This is a genomic window from Kribbella sp. NPDC049227, assembly GCF_043197265.1.
Lineage (GTDB): Bacteria > Actinomycetota > Actinomycetes > Propionibacteriales > Kribbellaceae > Kribbella.
In genome coordinates, this window is record NZ_JBICST010000004.1 from 334051 (window position 1) to 350365 (window position 16315).

Consider the following 16315-nt stretch of genomic DNA (forward strand, 5'->3'; position numbering starts at 1 on the left):
CCAACAGCCTAGTGAGGCAGACCACTCTCAGCGGTGGTTGGGGTTCACTCCAGCGGCACCGAGCGGGGCGGCACCGGGGTGGAGACGACGAAGGAGCTGGTCGTCTGGCCGTGGACGAGGAACTTGTCGAGCACGTCCTCGAGACTGGCGATGGCGGCGACCTGGACGCGCATCAGGAAACAGTCCTCACCGGAGATGCGGTGGCACTCGACGACTTCCGGCGTTCGCGCGGCCAGCTCGATGACCCTCGGGATCTGACCGGGACCGGGACGCAGCCGCACCCAGGCCGCGACCGGCAGCCCGAGCGCGGCCGGGTCGACCTCGAGCCGGTAGCCGCGGATCACGCCGGATTCCTCCAACCGGGTGACCCGCTCGCGCACGGTCGGCGCCGAGACTCCGAGCCGGCGCGCCAGTTCGGTGGTGCGCAGCCGCGGATCGGCTGTCAGCTCGGTCAGCAGTCGAACATTCAGGGCATCGAGCAGCGGCTTTTCAGTTTGAAGGGACTGCACGCCTTCTGCGTTCGTTCCAGCAACCATCAGTTGGCTCCTTGGCTCGTTTCGCCATGGGAAACGGCGGATGCGATTTCTAGGGTAATCACGTGGCAACCATCGTGGAAGCACCGCCCCAGAAAGGGCTGGCGACCGGAGCAGCGGCCGTGACGGTCGTGCTCTGGGCCTCGTCGTTCGTCGCCATCCGGCATGTCGGCACCGAGTTCTCCGCCGGTGCCCTGGCCCTGATCCGCCTGGGCCTCGGCAGCGTACTTCTCGGTGCGTTCCTGTTCCTCCGTCCCCGGCGTGAAGTCCCCGAACGCCGGTGGCCGGGCAAGCGAGACTGGCCGCAGTTGCTGGCCTGCGGGCTGCTCTGGTTCGGCGTCTACAACCTCACACTGAACGAGGCCGAACGTCGCCTCGACGCCGGCACCGCGGCCATGCTCGTCCACATCGCCCCGCTGCTGATCGCCCTGCTCGCCGGTCTCACTCTCGGCGAAGGCTTCCCCCGCCAGGTCATCCTCGGCAGCCTCGTCGCGTTCGGCGGCATCGTGCTGATCGGTACGTCGACCTCCACCGGCCGAGCGGAAACCTGGGGTGTCATCCTCTGCATCACCGCGGCCGCGTCGTACGCCATCGGCGTGGTGACGCAGAAGCCGCTGCTGAGCCGGCTCCCGGCGGCAGAGGTGACCTGGCTCGCCTGCACGATCGGCGCGGTCGTCTGCCTCCCGTTCGCTCCCACCCTGATCGACGAACTCGGTTCCGCGAGCGCCGGGACGATCTGGTGGGCGGTGTACCTGGCGGTCTTCCCGACCGCGCTCGGGTTCACCACTTGGGCGTTCGCTCTCCGGCGGACCAGCGCGGGCAAGATGGGCGCGACGGTATACGCCGTACCGGTCGTCGCCATCGCCCTCGGCTGGCTCTTCCTCGGTGAGACACCCGCTCTGCTCGCACTGGCCGGCGGTGCCTTGTGTCTCACCGGCGTCGCGATCTCACGTCGTACCGGGAGGATCCGATGAAGTTCGGCGTTTTCGTACCGCAGGGCTGGCGGATGGACCTGGTCGAGATCAAGGACCCGGTCGAGCAGTGGGAGGCCATGACGGCTGTCGCCCGCGCCGCCGACGCGGGGCCCTGGGACTCGATCTGGTTGTTCGACCACTTCCACACGGTCCCCGAGCCGGTCCGCGAGACCGTCTTCGAGGCCTGGACGGCGACGGCGGCTCTCGCCCGCGACACCCAGCGGGTGAACATCGGCCAGATGGTCGGCTGCAACGGCTACCGCAACCCCGCGCTGTACGCGAAGATCGCGGCCACCGTCGACGTCGCCAGCCACGGCCGCCTGTACGCCGGGATCGGCGCCGGGTGGTCGGAGCACGAGTGGAAGGCCTACGGGTACCCGTGGACCGGACTCAAGGACCGGATGGGTTCGTTCACCGAGGCCGTCGAGGTGATCCACCGGCTATGGCACGAGGAGGACGTCGTCTTCCAGGGCAAGTACCACTCGGTCGACCGGCCGTACGTCGAGCCACGCCGGCAGCCACCGCTCTGGATCGGTGGCGGCGGTGAGAAGGTCACCCTCCGGCTGGTCGCCAAGTACGCCGACGCCTGCAACTTCGGCAGTGGCAAACCCGAGCTGGTCAAGCAGAAGCTCGCCGTACTGCGCGCGCACTGCGACGAGCTCGGCCGGGACTACGACGAGATCGTGAAATCGACCAGTATCAACGTGTTCCCGATCGCATCCGGCGCCGATCCGGCGACCGCGACGGCGAAGGCCCGTGGCCGCTACAGCGTCCAGGAGTTCACCGAGATCGGCGCCGGTGGTGGTCCGCCGGACCTTCGCGCCGGAATCGTCACGACCAAGGAGCTCAGCGCGCACATCGAGCAGTTGGCCGACGCCGGCGTCGAGTACGTCATCGTCTACATCCCGGGCGTCGCGTACGACCACGAACCGCTGCAACGGTTCGCGGAGGAGGTCGTGCCGGCGTTCAGCTGAGGGTGGCCGCCAGCTCGCGCAGGTGCTGGTGGATGCCGGTGTAGACGTCCGCGGCCGGCAGCAGGCGCTTCGGGACCTTGGTGACCACGCTGTAGTTCACGTCGACCACGTTGGCCAGCGGCACCTCGCTGATCTGGCTGAGCAACTGGTAGGCGTCCAGCTTGTCCAGCCCGTACAGCGAACCGAGCCAGTGCACCATGTCGACCTGCCCGGCGCGCCAGGCGTCCTCGAGTGGCCGGCTCGACCCGACCACGGCCAGGTACTCGTCGTTCTCGATCCGCGGCCAGACCGGTCCCGGCGTCTTCACCAGGTCCACGATCAGTACGACGTTCATCGCGCCCTCGACCGCGGTCCCGCAGGACTCGCCCTCGCCTTGGCGGTAGTGCCCGTCGCCGACCGAGAAGAGTGCACCCTCGACATTCACGTTGAGGTAGCAGGTCGCACCGGCCCGCATCTCCGGCGTGTCCATGTTGCCGCCGAACATGTCCGGGACCAGCGAGGATCGCGCCTCACCCGCGGCCGGCGCGACACCGACCGTACCCAGCATCGGCTCCATCGGCAGCGCGAGCTCCAGGTCGCTGCCCTGCGCCTGGAACCCGACGGTCTGCTTGTCCGAGTCGACCTCGTAGATCCAGGTCCGCTCCGGCAGCGGGTCCTGCAGCGTCGCTGTCCGGTCGGTGCTGGTCAGGCCGCCGAAGTACGGGATGGTCGCTGACACGCCCCAGGTCCGGGCCGGCGTCAGGTCGACGAAGTGCAGCACCAGGGTGTCCCCGGGCTCGGCGCCCTCGACGTAGAACGGGCCCGTCTGCGGGTTCACGAACGGCATCTTCAGTGAGGCGCTGGCGAGGTCCGTCGTGCTGCGCAGCGTGCCGCAGTACGCGTCCTCGGTCCACAACCGCAGGGCGGTGCCCGGCTTGACCCGGCGTACCGGCGGAACCCCGCCGAAGGTCCAGGCGAACTGCTCGGGCTCGGGGCTGAAGTCGAGGATGTCCACGAGTCAGCAACCTACGGCGTACGGCGGGAATGGGCGAGCGATCAGCGGGTTCTCAGGCGATTCTCACAGAGACGGCCTAATCTCGACACGCGGACGGTCATTCCGGGCTGTCCGGACTCAGGACGAGCGGGGAGCACGATGCGCGTACTGGTGGTGGACGACGACCGGGCCGTCCGGGACTCGCTGCGCCGTTCCCTGGAGTTCAACGACTTCGAGGTGGTGACGGCCTCCGACGGCGCCGAGGCGCTGGCCGTGATCGGCAACGTCGAGCCCGACGTCGTGGTGATGGACGTGATGATGCCGCGCCTGGACGGCCTGGAGACGACGAAGGCCCTGCGGGCCGCGGGCAACAACATCCCGATCCTGGTGCTGACCGCCCGGGACGCGGTCGCGGACCGGGTCGACGGCCTGGACGCCGGCGGCGACGACTACCTGACGAAGCCGTTCGCACTCGAGGAGTTGCTGGCCCGGCTGCGCGCCCTGCTCCGCCGCAGCACCACGCCCGGCGAGGGCGGCCAGCGCGGCGAGATCCTGCAGTACGCCGACCTAGTGGTCGACGTGGACGCGCACGAGGTGCACCGCGGCGACGTACCGATCCCCCTCACCCGGACCGAGTTCTCCCTGCTCGAGTTGCTGATCCGCAACCCGCGCCGGGTGCTCGAGCGCGCGGTGATCCTGGACGCGGTCTGGGGTTACGACTTCCCGACCACCGCCAACTCCCTCGAGGTCTACATCGGCTATCTGCGCCGTAAGACCGAGGTCAACAACCTTCCCCGGCTGATCCACACCGTCCGCGGCATCGGCTATGTGCTGAGAGACACCCCACCGTGAGCAAGCAACACCCCGACGACTTCCCCTCGTACGCCGGCCGTCCGCCGGGCGCCGCTCAGTCCGGTCCTGCGCCGCGTTCACCCCAACCGCAGCCGTCCGGACCGGTACCACAGCCCGTTCCGCCGGGTCAGCCCGGCCAGCCTGGTCAGCCCGCTCAGCCTGTTGCCAACGGCAACGGGAACCGGATGGTCGCGACCGCGGCCCGGACCCAGGACTGGTGGCAGGAGAAGGTCCACACCCTCAGCCTGCACGCCCGCGTCACCCTGCTGGCCGCGGTGGCGGTCGGTCTGGCCGTCGCGATCGTGAGCATCGCGGCGTACATGACCGTGCGCCAGCAGATGTACCAGAACCTCGACGACAGCCTGACCAACCGGGTCGCCCAGGCCGCGCAGAAGGGCGTGCTGACCAACCTGCAGAACCTGCGGACCGTCTCCTCCGACGCGCTCGGTCTGAGCGACATCCGGGTCGGGATGATCGGCGCGGACGGCGAGACGTTCGGGGCGGCGAACAGCCCGGTCCCACCGATGGGCCCCGACGAGATCGCGATAGCCCAGGCGCAAGGGAACGAGGCCAGTCTGCGGACCGTCGGCGTCCGCAACGGCGGCTCGCACTTCCGCGTGGTCGCCGTACCCGCGCACTACTGCCCGTTGGGCGTCAACTGCCAGGCCGATCCCGAGCTCTACCAGCCTGCCGCGCTGGTGGTAGCCCAGTCGCTGGCCCCGATCGACCGGACGCTGCACAACCTCGGCGTGGTGTTGTGGGCCTTCGGCCTGATCGGCGTGATCGGTGCGGCGCTGGCCGGCAACGCGATCGCGCGGTCCGGACTCCGGCCACTCGCTCGGCTGACCGGTGCGGCCGAGCATGTGGCGCAGACCGAGGATCTGAAGCCGATCCCGGTGTCCGGATCGGACGAGATCTCCCGCTTGGCCCAGGCCTTCAACGCGATGCTCGCGGCTCTGGCCCGATCACAGGACCGGCAGCGACGGCTGGTCGGCGACGCCGGGCACGAACTCCGGACGCCGCTCACCAGCATCCGCACCAACCTCGATCTGCTGGCCCAGGCGGACAAGCGTGGTGGCCTCCGGCCCGAGGACCGGCAGCAACTGCTGGACGACGTACGCGCACAGATGGACGAGCTGACCACGTTGATCGGCGACCTCACCGAGCTGGCCCGCGACACACCACAGGTCCGCAACGCCGAGCTGATCGAGCTGTCCAACGTGGTCGAGGACGCCGTCATCAAGGTACGGCGCCGTGCGCCGGGGCTGGAGTGGGACGTCCAGCTCACACCGTTCCCGGTGTGGGGTGACGAACGGCTGCTCGGACGCGCAGTGACCAACCTGCTCGACAACGCAGCGAAGTACAGCACCCCCGAGGACGCCACTCTGCACAGCGACGGGCGACCGTCCGGACTCGTCACGGTCCGGCTGCTGGACGGCGTACTGACTGTCACGGACTCCGGTCCGGGGATCGCCGAGTCGGACCTGCCGCATGTGTTCGAGCGGTTCTACCGGTCCAGTGAGGCGCGCAGCAGGCCCGGTTCGGGGCTGGGGCTGGCGATCGTGAAGCACGCGGCCGAGCAGCATGGCGGGATGATCTACGCCCGCAACGTGCCGGGCGCCGGTGCGCAGTTCACGCTGTGGCTGCCGCACGCGGCCACGCAGACACGCTGACAGCGCCTTGACTGATCCTTCAGGGGATCTTCATGGAGTTCTTCGGCTGCTTTGACGGGATCTTCAGGGCCTTCTCAGGTCCAGCCCGCACAGTACTTCTCATGACCGAGAACCAGCCGCACCAGCCGCAACAGCCGCAGAACCAGCCCGGCCAGAACCCACAGCAACAGGGGCCGGACCGGACGCAGCAGTTGCCGCTGTCTGGTTACGGACAGCACCAGCAGCAGCAGTTCGCGCCGCTCGGTGGTCAGCAGCGACCGGGTCAGCACCCTTCAGGTGGGAGTGCCTACCCGCAGTTCGGAGCGCCGGGGACGCATCAGGGGACGCCTCCCGGATCGAACTGGCCGCCTTTCGGCCCGCAGCCGGCACACCAGCCGGAGCCTGCCAAGCCGAAACGGCGTGGCCTGGCGGCGGTGGCACTGACCGCGCTTCTGGTCGGTGCCGCGGGCGGCGTAGGCGGTGCGGCTGTGTACTCGGCCACCAATGACTCCAGCGCGACGCCGTCGGTGACGGCGCCGCTGAACGGCAACCAGGCCGCGCCTGCCGCGGCTCCGGACGGTTCGGTGCAGAGCGCCGCCGCGAAGGTGCTGCCGAGCGTGGTGAAGATCGCCGTCGCGTCCCAGCAGGGCGCGGCGACCGGGTCCGGCATCGTGATCAGCAAGGACGGCCTGATCGTCACCAACAACCACGTGGTCGCCGGCGGCGGCCCCGGTGCGCAGATCACCGTGATGCTGAACGACGGGCGGACCGTACCGGCCACGATCAAGGGCACCGACCCGTTGACCGACCTGGCCGTGATCCACGCCGACGCGACCGACCTCACCCCGGCGACTCTGGGGCAGAGCGGCAAGCTCGGCGTCGGGCAGGGCGTGGTGGCGATCGGTTCGCCGTTCGGCCTCGAGGCGACCGTGACGAGCGGGATCGTCTCGGCGCTGAACCGCCCGGTCACCTCCGGCGACGAGCAGCAGGACAGTACGACAGTCTTCCCAGCAATCCAGACGGACGCCGCGATCAATCCCGGAAACTCCGGCGGCGCCCTCATCGACCTCGCCGGCCAGGTGGTCGGAATCAACAGCGCGATCAAAACCGCCGGCGGATCGGGACAATCCGAAGGCGGCAACATCGGCCTGGGCTTCGCTATCCCGATCGACCAGGCCAAGCCGATCATCGACGAGCTGGTGGCCAAGGGCAAGGCCACGCATGCACGGCTCGGAGTGACGGTCGGCGACGCGCAGTCTTCCGACGGGCTCTCTTCAGGGGCACGCCTCGGCGAGGCAACGTCCGGCGGTGCGGCGGACAAGGCCGGTCTGCAAGCAGGTGATGTGGTCACCGCTGTGGACGGTAAGGCGATCTCGTCAGGGGACGCGCTGGTCGCCGCGGTCCGTTCGCACCGCCCGGGCGATGAGGTGAAGATCGACTTCACCCGCAACGGAAAGGCCCAGTCGGTGACCGCCACCCTCGGGTCCGACAACGGCAACCCGACCGGCTGACACCACGGCATTCCTCCCTGGTTGGGACTGCGGCCGCCCACCGAGCGGCCGCAGTCCCTTATTCGTGGGTAAATGCGGTGCGGTGGCAGGGGGCGCACGTTAGCGTCCGGCCATGACTCTTTCGCGGGAACGGCCGCCCCTTGTTGCTGATGAGCGCACACAGTTGATCGGGTGGCTGGATCTGCAGCGGGCCCTGGTGCGGTGGAAGCTGGACGGGCTGCCGGAGGCGGACGAGCATCGGGTGGTGTTTCCGGAGTCGCCGTTGATGACGCCGGCTGGACTGGTGTCGCATATGCGATGGACCGAGCACTGCTGGTTCAACGTCATCTTTCTGGGCGAGCCGGAGGCAGGCAACCCGCAGTTCCAGAAGGAGCCGGAGAACGCCGACATGCGGGTGGACGGCGTACCGCTGGCTCAGTTGCTGGACGAGTTCGAGGCGCAGTGCGCGCAATCGAACGAGATCGTCGCGGCGCACTCGCTCGACGAGGTCGGGAAGGACGCGGACTACCAGCCCACGCTCCGGTGGATGCTGCTCCACATGCTCGAGGAGACTGCCCGCCACGTCGGCCATCTCGACACCATGCGCGAGCTGCTCGACGGCCAGAAGGGGTATTACTAGACCTTGTGAGTGTGGAGATCAGGCGGGCCGACGATCGCTTCCAGACCGCGAGTGAGTGGCTGGACTCCCGGCACTCGTTCTCGTTCGGGCCGCACTACGACCCGGCGAACGTCGGGTTCGGGTTCCTGCTCGCACACAACGACGAGACGGTTGCCCCCGGCACCGGTTTCGACACGCACCCGCACCAGGACCTCGAGATCGTCACCTGGGTACTGCGTGGTGCTCTGGCGCACCAGGATTCGCAAGGACACAGCGGCGTGGTCTACCCGGGGCTGGCGCAGCGGATGAGCGCCGGGTCAGGCATCCGGCACTCCGAACGCAACGACGGCGCCGAGCCGGTCCACTACGTGCAGATGTGGGTCCGCCCGGACGAACTCGACCTGCCGCCGTCGTACCAGCAGAGCGAGATCGATCTGACGACCGGCGAACTCGTCCCCGTCGCGTCCGGTCTGCCGAAGCACGCTGCCAGCGCCGCCATCCGCATCAACCAGCGCTCCGCCGGAATGTCCGTCGCCCGGCTGGTCCCAGGGGTCACGGTTGCCTTGCCATCCGCGCCGTACGTCCATCTCTTCGTCGCTCAGGGAACGGCGACCCTGGAGGGCGCCGGCGACCTGGGTACGTCGGACGCCGCGCGCCTGACCGCCTTCGACGGAGCCCGCATCACCGCCGGCCCGGACGGCGCCGAGTTGCTCGTGTGGGAGATGACCTGACAAAACGGAGGCACCCTCCGGTATAGTCCGATGCGTGAACACACGCGCGGATGTGGTCGACGGGTTCGTACGGCGAGCGGGACGCGTCGGGGTGTGGGTGCCGCCAATGGTCGTCGACGCGAGTCCGGCCACCGTGATCGCCCACGAGGTCGGGCGGATCGAGGCACTGGACTACGGATCGTTGTGGACGGGCGAGCGGCTCGTCGGCGGCGAGGCCTTCGCCCGGCACGGACAGTTCCTGGCGAACAGTGCGCGGCTCGTCGTCGGCACGGGGATCGCGAACCTGTGGGCCCGCGTTCCGGAAGCCATGCGCGGTGGTGCGGCCACACTGGCATCGGCGTACCCGGATCGCTTCGTGCTCGGCGTCGGGGTGAGTGCGCCGGTCGTGGTGGACCGGCTCGGCGAGACCTTCGACCGGCCGCTCAGCCGGATGCGTGACTACCTGACCCGGATGGACGAGGTGGACGGACCACCGGACACGCACTATCCGCGCGTCCTGGCCGCCCTCGGTCCGAAGATGCTTGCTCTGGCTGCCGAACTGGCCGACGGGGCGCACCCGTTCCTCGTCCCGGTCGAGCACACCGCCTTCGCCCGCGCCGAACTCGGCTCCGGCAAGCTGCTGATCCCCGAGCAGGCCGTCGTCCTCACCGAGGATCCGGCCGCCGGGCGAGAGTTGATCCGCGGCATCTACGGCTCGCTGACCGACTTCTCGAAGCCGTCGCCGTACGTCGCGAACTTCCGGCGGCTCGGCTTCGCTCCGGACGACGCCGGAAGTGACCGATTGCTCGATGCGCTGTTCGTGTACGGCGGTCCCGATGCGATCGCGGCCCGAGTGCGGGAGCACCTCGACGCCGGTGCGGACCACGTACTGATCCAGCCGATCGCCCACGATCTGACCGGCATCGTCGACCAACTGGCCGAGCTGCGCTCCGCTCTGCCTTAGGAAGTCTGCTCGCTCATTGTCCAGACGTGGCGTAGGGACTGGCCGGCGACGCCTTCCGGGTTCTGGGCGAAGCCTGCGACGAACTGGCTCATGTGTTGCTGCCAGCGCTGGTCGACCGGGTCGTCGCGCAGTTGTGCGGTGGCGGCCTCGAAGTCGTCGCACTCGACCAGGTGGAACAGATCGCTGCCGCTGCGCCAGATGGACCAGTCGGAGATCCCGGCGGCGTGCATCACGGTGATCAGTTCCGGCCAGACGCGAGCGTGCTCGAGCTCGTAGGCCTCTTCGGTGCCGGGAATCAGCCGGCTGTGCAGAGCAAGGCGGGTCACAAAGGAGCAGAATACGCCGGTGGTGACCCTGTGTTCACGGCGTTCCGCGATCGCGGTAGACCTCCGGCGCGGTGATTCACGCTGCGTCTCGGTCCTGATTCGTCCTGGCGATCCACGGCCGACCCGGCGCGGACGAACGGCGTACCTGGGCCAACTCCGGCGGGGCTACCGGCGTCGTACTTGCATGGGTTGAGTACTTTCGCCCTCGTGGCTGACAGCCACACGCCGAAGACTGTCCCAGGTGTCCATCCGTCGTCGTGCGAGAGTTGGAAACGTGAAGCGAACCGCTGCCATCGTCTGCTTGAGTAGTCTGCTGATCACCGCTGGTTGTTCCGACAGCAAACCAGGAGCAGGCGGGAAGCCGGACCCGAACGACGAGAAGCAGGCGTCCGCCGAGGTGGTGAAGCAGTTCGCCGACGCTTGGGTGCAGGCCTGGGCGCCGGACGGGAAGCCGGACGCGGCGGCCGCGTTCACCGACAACCCGACGGTCTTCGGCAAGCGGCTCGACGACGTGGACAGCGCACTGATCGCGAACACGGTGAAGGTGACGCCGCAGGGCGACCCGAAGTGCACCGACGGCAGCAACTGCACGCAGGACCTGGCGGTCGAGGCCGACCTGCGCGGCATCGGCACGATGAAGTGGACCAGTACGGCGATCGCAGTGAAGGCCGGCGACGCGTGGAAGATCAAGGCCTCCGGCGACACCATCTACCCGGGACTCGGGGATGCGAACTACCTCAAGCGGGTCCGGGCGCTGCCCGCGCGCGCCTCGATCCTGGACCGCAACGGCGCCGCGCTGACGGCGAACCGTCCGGTCGTCATCGTCGGCGTGACGTCGGGCACCGTCGCGACGCCGGCGACGTACGCCGCCTTCACGAAGAACCTCGATGTGGACGGCGCGAAGCTGGCTGCGCGGGCGAAGGCGGCGCCGGCCGGGCAGTTCGTCGAGGCGATCACGATCCGGTCCGCGGAGTGGAACCGGCTGCGGCCGATCATGGGCAAGCTGCCCGGCGTACTGACGATGGGCGGGACGCAGTCGCTGGCGGCGACGCCGACGTTCGCGCGATCGATCATCGGCACCATGCGGACCGCGACCGAGGACACGCTGAAGAACGCCGGCCCGAGCGCGTCGGCCAGTGACCAGGTGGGGACGACGGGCCTGCAGTACGCGTTCCAGCAGCAGCTCGCCGGTACGCCGGGTGGGACGGTCACGCTGCGGGACGGCAAGACCAAGCTGACGATCAAGACGGTCTTCAGCCAGCAGGGCACGGTCGGCAAGCCGGTGAAGACCTCGCTGGACACGAAGATGCAGCAGGCGGCCGAGGCAGCGCTGGCGACGAGCAAGCTGCCGGCGTCGCTGGTCGCCGTCCAGGCCTCGACCGGTCAGATCCTCGCGGCGGCGAACGGGCCGACGCCGGCCAGCTACAACCGCGCCTTCCAGGGCCGGTACGCGCCCGGGTCGACGTTCAAGATCGTCACGTCGGCGGCGTTGCTGGGCAGCGGCGAGACCGCGGCGACCACGCTGCCGTGCACGAACACGATCAACGTGTTCGGCAAGTCGTTCAAGAACTACGACGGGCTGGCGGCGTACGGCGCGGGCACGATGCAGAAGGCGTTCAACGAGTCGTGCAACACGGCGTTCATCTCGCAGCACGGGCGGCTGCCGAAGGACGGCATGACGAAGGCCGCGGCGATGTTCGGCATCGGGCGTGAACTCGACCTGTCGATCTCGGCGTACGGCGGTTCGGTGCCGGCGCCGAAGGACGACACCGCCGAGGCGGCCTCGATGATCGGTCAGGGCACGGTCACCGCGAGCCCGCTGGCGGTCGCGCTGATCGGTGCGGCGGTCGACCACGGGACCGCGATGAAGCCGGTCCTGGTGCCGGGCAAGGACGCCGCCGGGGCAGCCGCCTCTCCGTTGCCTGCGGCAACCGTTGCGGCGCTGCGAACCTTCATGCGGACCACCGTCACCAACGGCACCGCGCATCTGCTGGCGGGTAACGGTGCGGTGGGCGCGAAGACCGGTACCGCTGAGGTCGTCCAGAAGGGGAAGGTCGTCACCAACGGCTGGATGGTCGGCTACCGCGGCGACGTAGCCTTCGCCGTCATCGTCGAAGGCGGCGCCTCCGGCGGGAAGGCAGCCGGCCCCATAGTCCAAAACTTCCTCAGCCACACGAAGTGAGCTGTGACCACCCGGCACCAGGTCGCGGATCGCCGGGGGTCGTCGAGTCGTGAATCGAGGTCCCCGAACCGAGCCGATTCGCACTGAATCCACGACTCGATGCCGACAGGAGAGGACAGCTCGACAGGTAGTGCACCCGCGATACTCCGTACACAGAACTCACGCACGCTCAACTGCACTACCCGCCGACCGGATACCTCCTGTCCAACTGCACACCACCAGACATGAGACCCGGATAACCTCCGCCCGCCCCATTCGGCGCTCGTACGCTCAAGTCGAAGGAAGGGCACGCGGCGCACGCACCACCGGAGGAGTGTCGGCGGGGCCGAATAGCGTCTGGGCATGGACGAGACGCAGCGGACTCGCGGTGTTGTTTCGCAGTACTTCGCGACGATGGCGGGGCGGGAGTGGGACGCGTTCGGGGAACTGCTGAGCGCGGACGTGGTCTACGAGCTGCCGCAGACTCGGGAACGGATCGTGGGGCGGGCGAAGTACCTGCGGTTCAACCGCGAGTATCCGGGCGACTGGACCGCCACCGTGACGCGACTGATCGTGGACGGGACCAGCGCGGCGGGATCGATGAACTTCACCGTGGGTGACGAGGAGATGGTTGGGCTCGTGTACCTCGAGCTCGACGACGGGCTGATCACCCGGATCACGGATTTCTGGCCCGAGCCGTACGACCCGCCCGCCGGGCGGGAACACCTTGTGGAGCGGGTTGTATCGGGGACTGATCGAATCTCCTGAGAGTTGTGCTCCGAAGACCCTGAGAGTTCCCTGAAAGCCCGGCGTTCCGGCGATTTCGTCACTTAGGGTTGCTGGATGGAGAGCCTGACCTGTCCCAAGTGCCGAGGCGCGATGCGCACCTACGAACGCAGCGGCGTCACCGTCGACCAGTGCGGCGAGTGTCGCGGGATCTTCCTCGACCGGGGTGAACTGGAGCGGCTGGTGGATGCCGAGCTCGAGTACAACAGCCCGCAGCCGCGCCACGAGGAGAAGCGGTACGACGACCGCCGCTACGACAACGATCGACGCTACGACAACGACCGGCGGTACGACGACGACCGGCGGTACGACAAGGATCGCAAGTACGACCCGCGCTACGGGAACCAGCAGTACCCGCGCAAGAAGAAGAAGTCCTTCCTGGAAGAACTCTTCGACTGATAGCGGTCAGCGGCGGAGGGCGATGACGGTGCCTTGGGCGATCGCGCACAGGGTGACGTCGCCCGACTCGTCGACGGTCGACAGCCGGCAGGTACAGGTGGCCTGCCGGCTGCCGGCGTGCGCGACCGTCGCCTCGGCTCGCAGTACGGCGCCTTGGGCCGGACGGAGGTAGCTGATCGTGAACCCACCGGTCAGCACCTCCGGGCCCAGCGCCGTACCGCCGGCGAAGGTGATCGCGTTGTCGGCCGCGTAACCGAGGACTCCGCCGTGCAGGAAGCCGTTCTGCTGCCGAAGTTCGTCCCGGATGTCCAGCTCGAGAGTCGCGGCACCGTCGCCGAAGGCGGTCAGCCGCGCGCCGAGCAGCACACTGAACGGTTGCGCGGCGAGCACCTTCTCGGCCAGTTCGAACGTCAGCTCCATGCCGACAGGCTAACCAGCCGGTGGCGACCCACCGCCACCAAATCTCATGCCAGTGAACTTCGCTGCCGCCCGCAGCAGTTCTTCGCGGCGGCGGTACTGACTGGGCGAAACCCCGAGATACCGCCGGAACACCGAGGCGAAGTACTGGCTCGACGAGAAACCGAGCCGGTGCGCGATCTCCGTGATGCTGTCGGCGCTCCCGGCCAGCAACCGTTCGGACTGTGCGACCTTGGCGCGCAGGACGTAGTCCTTGGGACTGGTGCCGAAAGACTCGATGAAGAGTTCGTTGAAGCGGGTCCCGGACATCCCGGACACCTCGACGAGCTGAGCGGCTGTCACCGGCTCCTCGAAGTGGTCCTCGAACCACCGCAGCGCCCGCCGCAGACCCGGATGCTCAGCGGTGTCGCCATCGCGCTCCGACAGGCCGCGGACCAGTTCGATCACCGCGGCTGTGCACAGGGACTCGCGCCAGACCCCGGTCAGCCAGTCCTCAGCACTCGACGAGGAAAGCACCCGAGACAACAGGTCGATACTCAGCGGCGAAGCCGGCCACACATCACGATCGGCCCGGCACAGCTCGTCGATCATCCGCGACAGCGGCTGCCCGGCCTCACCACGGCTGCGCAGGATGAGCCACAGCAGGTCGCCACGCGGTTGAGTACCGGTCCCCGTCCGGTAGCCGGCACCCGGACGGATCCGCAGCACCTGGCCGGGACCAGCGCTGACGATAGAGCCGTCGATCACGAAGTTGATGCCGTTCCGCAGTGGCAGCGCCAGGACCAGCAACGTGTCGTGTCGCTGCTCCGGCAGCGGTTCGTGCGCGACCAGGTAGTGGTAGCGGCCGAGACTGACGAACGGACCGAGGCCGCGCAGGTCCACGATCTCGCGTTCACTGGTCGACTCGACGTCGGGGACGTCCGACGGCCTGTCAGCCATGGCGATTCACCGGTGGCGATTTCCGAACGCGATCGCCGGCGTACGCCCGGAGGATGGTGTCCATGACCGACTCGACAGTCTCAGCTGGATCTGACATCGCGCAGCTCTTCGACCGCGACGGGTACGTCGTCCTGGACGGGTTGCTCAGCGCCGCCGACGTGGCCCTCTACCGGGCGATCTACGACCGGTTCCTGTCCGGCGAGATCGTTGCCGGCGACAAGCGATCCGACCTCGGTGCGGGGGCCCGATCGACCGGTCCCACCGAGAACATCACGCAGATCATGTGGCCCTCCGACCTGTACCCGGAGCTCACGTCGCTGCCGCTGCACGATCGCGCGCTGGCCATAGCCCGCGAGTTGATCGGCGCGGACGCCGTACTGGACTTCGACATGCTGATCGCCAAGGCACCGCACACGGCGACGCCGACGTCCTGGCACCAGGACGCCGGCTACTGGGTCGACCTTCCCGACGAGCGTGCCGCGTCGATCTGGGTGTCGCTCGACGACGCAACCGTCGACAACGGCTGCATGTGGTACGTCCAGGGCTCTCACCGCGGACCGGTTCGGCCGCACCGGTCCTCGGGCGCCGGCGGCGCGATCGAGTGCGACTGCTCGGAGGACCAGCCGGGCGCGACGCCGGTGCCGCTCCCACCAGGGTCCGCGGTTGCGCACGGCGGGCGCACTCTGCACTACTCGCGCGGCAACACCACCGGCACTCAGCGCCGTGCGTACATCCTCAACTTCCGGCCTGCCGCGATGATCGCGCGGGAGCGCGAGCTCGGCATGGACCACGGCCGGACCGAGAACGTCCGGGAGGTCCGCAACACCCAGGCGGGCTGAAGCGCAAGATCCGCTCATCGCGCCTTGGCCGGTTTCACACCTGTCATGACGAACTCCCTGACCAAGACGACGACGGTCCGCAATCCGCACTGCGGACACCCGACCTTCTGGTGATCCCGGAGCTACAGTCAAGGACCTGGCCAACGGATTTAGTTCTGATCGTAGGGCTGGACAGGTTCCCCGAGCCGGTGCATGTTCACGCCTGAAAGCGTAGTTACGGACAGTCGCACGAGAGACGGTTCTGTACCGCGACGGATCCGCCGATGGACTGGTCGCGGCCGAGGCTAGTGGCGGCGGCCGTGGAGGGCCGGCTCGCGCTCCTCTTCGGTCGTGCCGCCCCAGACGCCGTACGCTTCGCCGACGATCAGGGCGTGTTCGCGGCACTCACGCCGTACTGGGCAGGTCCGGCAGAGCGCCTTGGCGACCACCTCGCGCGCGTGTTTGCGCAGGCCGCGTTCGGACTCCGCGGCGAAGAACAGCTCCGGGTCGACCTCGGCGCAGGCGGCTTGGTCCTGCCAGGCCCAGTTCTCGAGCAGCGGCGACGGCAGGCCCTCCGGGGCCTTGGCCACCGCCCCGGCGGGCGGTTTGCGCCGTCTCATGACGGGCTCCTCGGCTGCGCAGTCATGGTGTGACACCTCGGCATTGATCGGTCCGCCGCGGCTGGATCCACAACCGCGGGCACTGGTCCTGGTACCCGACCGCAAACC

18 protein-coding genes are annotated in these 16315 nt (G+C 68.5%); 12 read left to right on the forward strand and 6 right to left on the reverse strand.

Annotated features, from left to right (window positions below):
- Nucleotides 1-44: 44 nt before the first annotated feature.
- Nucleotides 45-536, reverse strand: coding sequence for an Lrp/AsnC family transcriptional regulator (locus ACGFH6_RS19295; protein ID WP_131364966.1), 492 nt, complete (start codon nucleotides 534-536; stop codon nucleotides 45-47).
- A 62-nt stretch (nucleotides 537-598) separates the two neighbouring features.
- Between ACGFH6_RS19295 and ACGFH6_RS19300 the strand changes: the two genes are divergently transcribed.
- Nucleotides 599-1507, forward strand: a complete 909-nt coding sequence (locus tag ACGFH6_RS19300) for a DMT family transporter (RefSeq protein WP_393385398.1) — start codon at nucleotides 599-601, stop codon at nucleotides 1505-1507.
- Nucleotides 1504-2481, forward strand: coding sequence for an LLM class F420-dependent oxidoreductase (locus ACGFH6_RS19305; protein ID WP_393385400.1), 978 nt, complete (start codon nucleotides 1504-1506; stop codon nucleotides 2479-2481). Before ACGFH6_RS19300 ends, ACGFH6_RS19305 begins: the two co-directional genes overlap by 4 nt.
- On the opposite strand, the gene ACGFH6_RS19310 is transcribed toward ACGFH6_RS19305, so the two are convergent.
- A complete protein-coding gene (locus ACGFH6_RS19310; RefSeq protein ID WP_393385402.1) occupies nucleotides 2474-3475 on the reverse strand; it encodes an acetamidase/formamidase family protein in 1002 nt (333 codons plus the stop codon). The two genes, ACGFH6_RS19305 and ACGFH6_RS19310, sit on opposite strands and share 8 nt — an antisense overlap.
- 138 nt (nucleotides 3476-3613) lie before the next feature.
- On the opposite strand from ACGFH6_RS19310, the gene ACGFH6_RS19315 reads away from it, so the two are divergent.
- The 6 genes from ACGFH6_RS19315 to ACGFH6_RS19340 all read left to right on the forward strand — a co-directional run bounded on the left by ACGFH6_RS19315 (nucleotide 3614) and on the right by ACGFH6_RS19340 (nucleotide 9741).
- Nucleotides 3614-4306 carry a response regulator transcription factor gene (locus tag ACGFH6_RS19315; RefSeq protein ID WP_131364960.1) on the forward strand — a complete coding sequence of 231 codons (693 nt, stop codon included), beginning with the start codon at nucleotides 3614-3616 and terminating at the stop codon, nucleotides 4304-4306.
- Entirely contained in the window at nucleotides 4303-5979 is a 1677-nt protein-coding gene (locus ACGFH6_RS19320) for a sensor histidine kinase (protein ID WP_393385405.1), read from the forward strand. The genes ACGFH6_RS19315 and ACGFH6_RS19320 overlap by 4 nt, the downstream gene beginning before the upstream one ends.
- 101 nt (nucleotides 5980-6080) lie before the next feature.
- Nucleotides 6081-7469: a S1C family serine protease gene (locus ACGFH6_RS19325; RefSeq protein WP_393385407.1), complete on the forward strand. Its 1389-nt coding sequence runs from the start codon at nucleotides 6081-6083 to the stop codon at nucleotides 7467-7469.
- A 112-nt stretch (nucleotides 7470-7581) separates the two neighbouring features.
- Nucleotides 7582-8088, forward strand: coding sequence for a DinB family protein (locus tag ACGFH6_RS19330; protein ID WP_393385409.1), 507 nt, complete (start codon nucleotides 7582-7584; stop codon nucleotides 8086-8088).
- A gap of 11 nt (nucleotides 8089-8099) precedes the next feature.
- Entirely contained in the window at nucleotides 8100-8798 is a 699-nt protein-coding gene (locus tag ACGFH6_RS19335; RefSeq protein ID WP_393385411.1) for a pirin family protein, read from the forward strand.
- Nucleotides 8799-8832: 34 nt separating this feature from the next.
- Nucleotides 8833-9741, forward strand: coding sequence for a TIGR03620 family F420-dependent LLM class oxidoreductase (locus ACGFH6_RS19340; protein ID WP_393385413.1), 909 nt, complete (start codon nucleotides 8833-8835; stop codon nucleotides 9739-9741).
- On the opposite strand, the gene ACGFH6_RS19345 is transcribed toward ACGFH6_RS19340, so the two are convergent.
- A complete protein-coding gene (locus ACGFH6_RS19345; protein WP_393385415.1) occupies nucleotides 9738-10067 on the reverse strand; it encodes an L-rhamnose mutarotase in 330 nt (109 codons plus the stop codon). The two genes, ACGFH6_RS19340 and ACGFH6_RS19345, sit on opposite strands and share 4 nt — an antisense overlap.
- A gap of 274 nt (nucleotides 10068-10341) precedes the next feature.
- Here ACGFH6_RS19345 and ACGFH6_RS19350 point away from each other — a divergent pair, with 274 nt between their 5' ends.
- From ACGFH6_RS19350 to ACGFH6_RS19360, 3 genes are all read left to right on the forward strand, one after another.
- Entirely contained in the window at nucleotides 10342-12249 is a 1908-nt protein-coding gene (locus ACGFH6_RS19350) for a penicillin-binding transpeptidase domain-containing protein (protein WP_393385417.1), read from the forward strand.
- A gap of 342 nt (nucleotides 12250-12591) precedes the next feature.
- Nucleotides 12592-12996 carry a nuclear transport factor 2 family protein gene (locus ACGFH6_RS19355; RefSeq protein ID WP_393385419.1) on the forward strand — a complete coding sequence of 135 codons (405 nt, stop codon included), beginning with the start codon at nucleotides 12592-12594 and terminating at the stop codon, nucleotides 12994-12996.
- Between the two features lie 75 nt (nucleotides 12997-13071).
- On the forward strand, nucleotides 13072-13413 hold the full coding sequence (locus tag ACGFH6_RS19360) for a zf-TFIIB domain-containing protein (protein ID WP_131511916.1): 342 nt from the start codon (nucleotides 13072-13074) through the stop codon (nucleotides 13411-13413).
- Between the two features lie 6 nt (nucleotides 13414-13419).
- Here ACGFH6_RS19360 and ACGFH6_RS19365 read toward each other — a convergent pair whose 3' ends face one another.
- Together ACGFH6_RS19365 and ACGFH6_RS19370 are read right to left on the reverse strand one after the other, a co-directional pair.
- On the reverse strand, nucleotides 13420-13833 hold the full coding sequence (locus ACGFH6_RS19365) for a PaaI family thioesterase (protein ID WP_360454014.1): 414 nt from the start codon (nucleotides 13831-13833) through the stop codon (nucleotides 13420-13422).
- Nucleotides 13834-13842: 9 nt separating this feature from the next.
- Entirely contained in the window at nucleotides 13843-14769 is a 927-nt protein-coding gene (locus ACGFH6_RS19370; protein ID WP_393385422.1) for a helix-turn-helix domain-containing protein, read from the reverse strand.
- A gap of 62 nt (nucleotides 14770-14831) precedes the next feature.
- On the opposite strand from ACGFH6_RS19370, the gene ACGFH6_RS19375 reads away from it, so the two are divergent.
- The gene (locus ACGFH6_RS19375; protein WP_393385424.1) at nucleotides 14832-15608 is read left to right on the forward strand and encodes a phytanoyl-CoA dioxygenase family protein; all 777 of its coding nucleotides are present in this window, start codon (nucleotides 14832-14834) and stop codon (nucleotides 15606-15608) included.
- Between the two features lie 284 nt (nucleotides 15609-15892).
- On the opposite strand, the gene ACGFH6_RS19380 is transcribed toward ACGFH6_RS19375, so the two are convergent.
- Nucleotides 15893-16207: a WhiB family transcriptional regulator gene (locus ACGFH6_RS19380; protein ID WP_393385426.1), complete on the reverse strand. Its 315-nt coding sequence runs from the start codon at nucleotides 16205-16207 to the stop codon at nucleotides 15893-15895.
- Nucleotides 16208-16315: the final 108 nt, after the last annotated feature.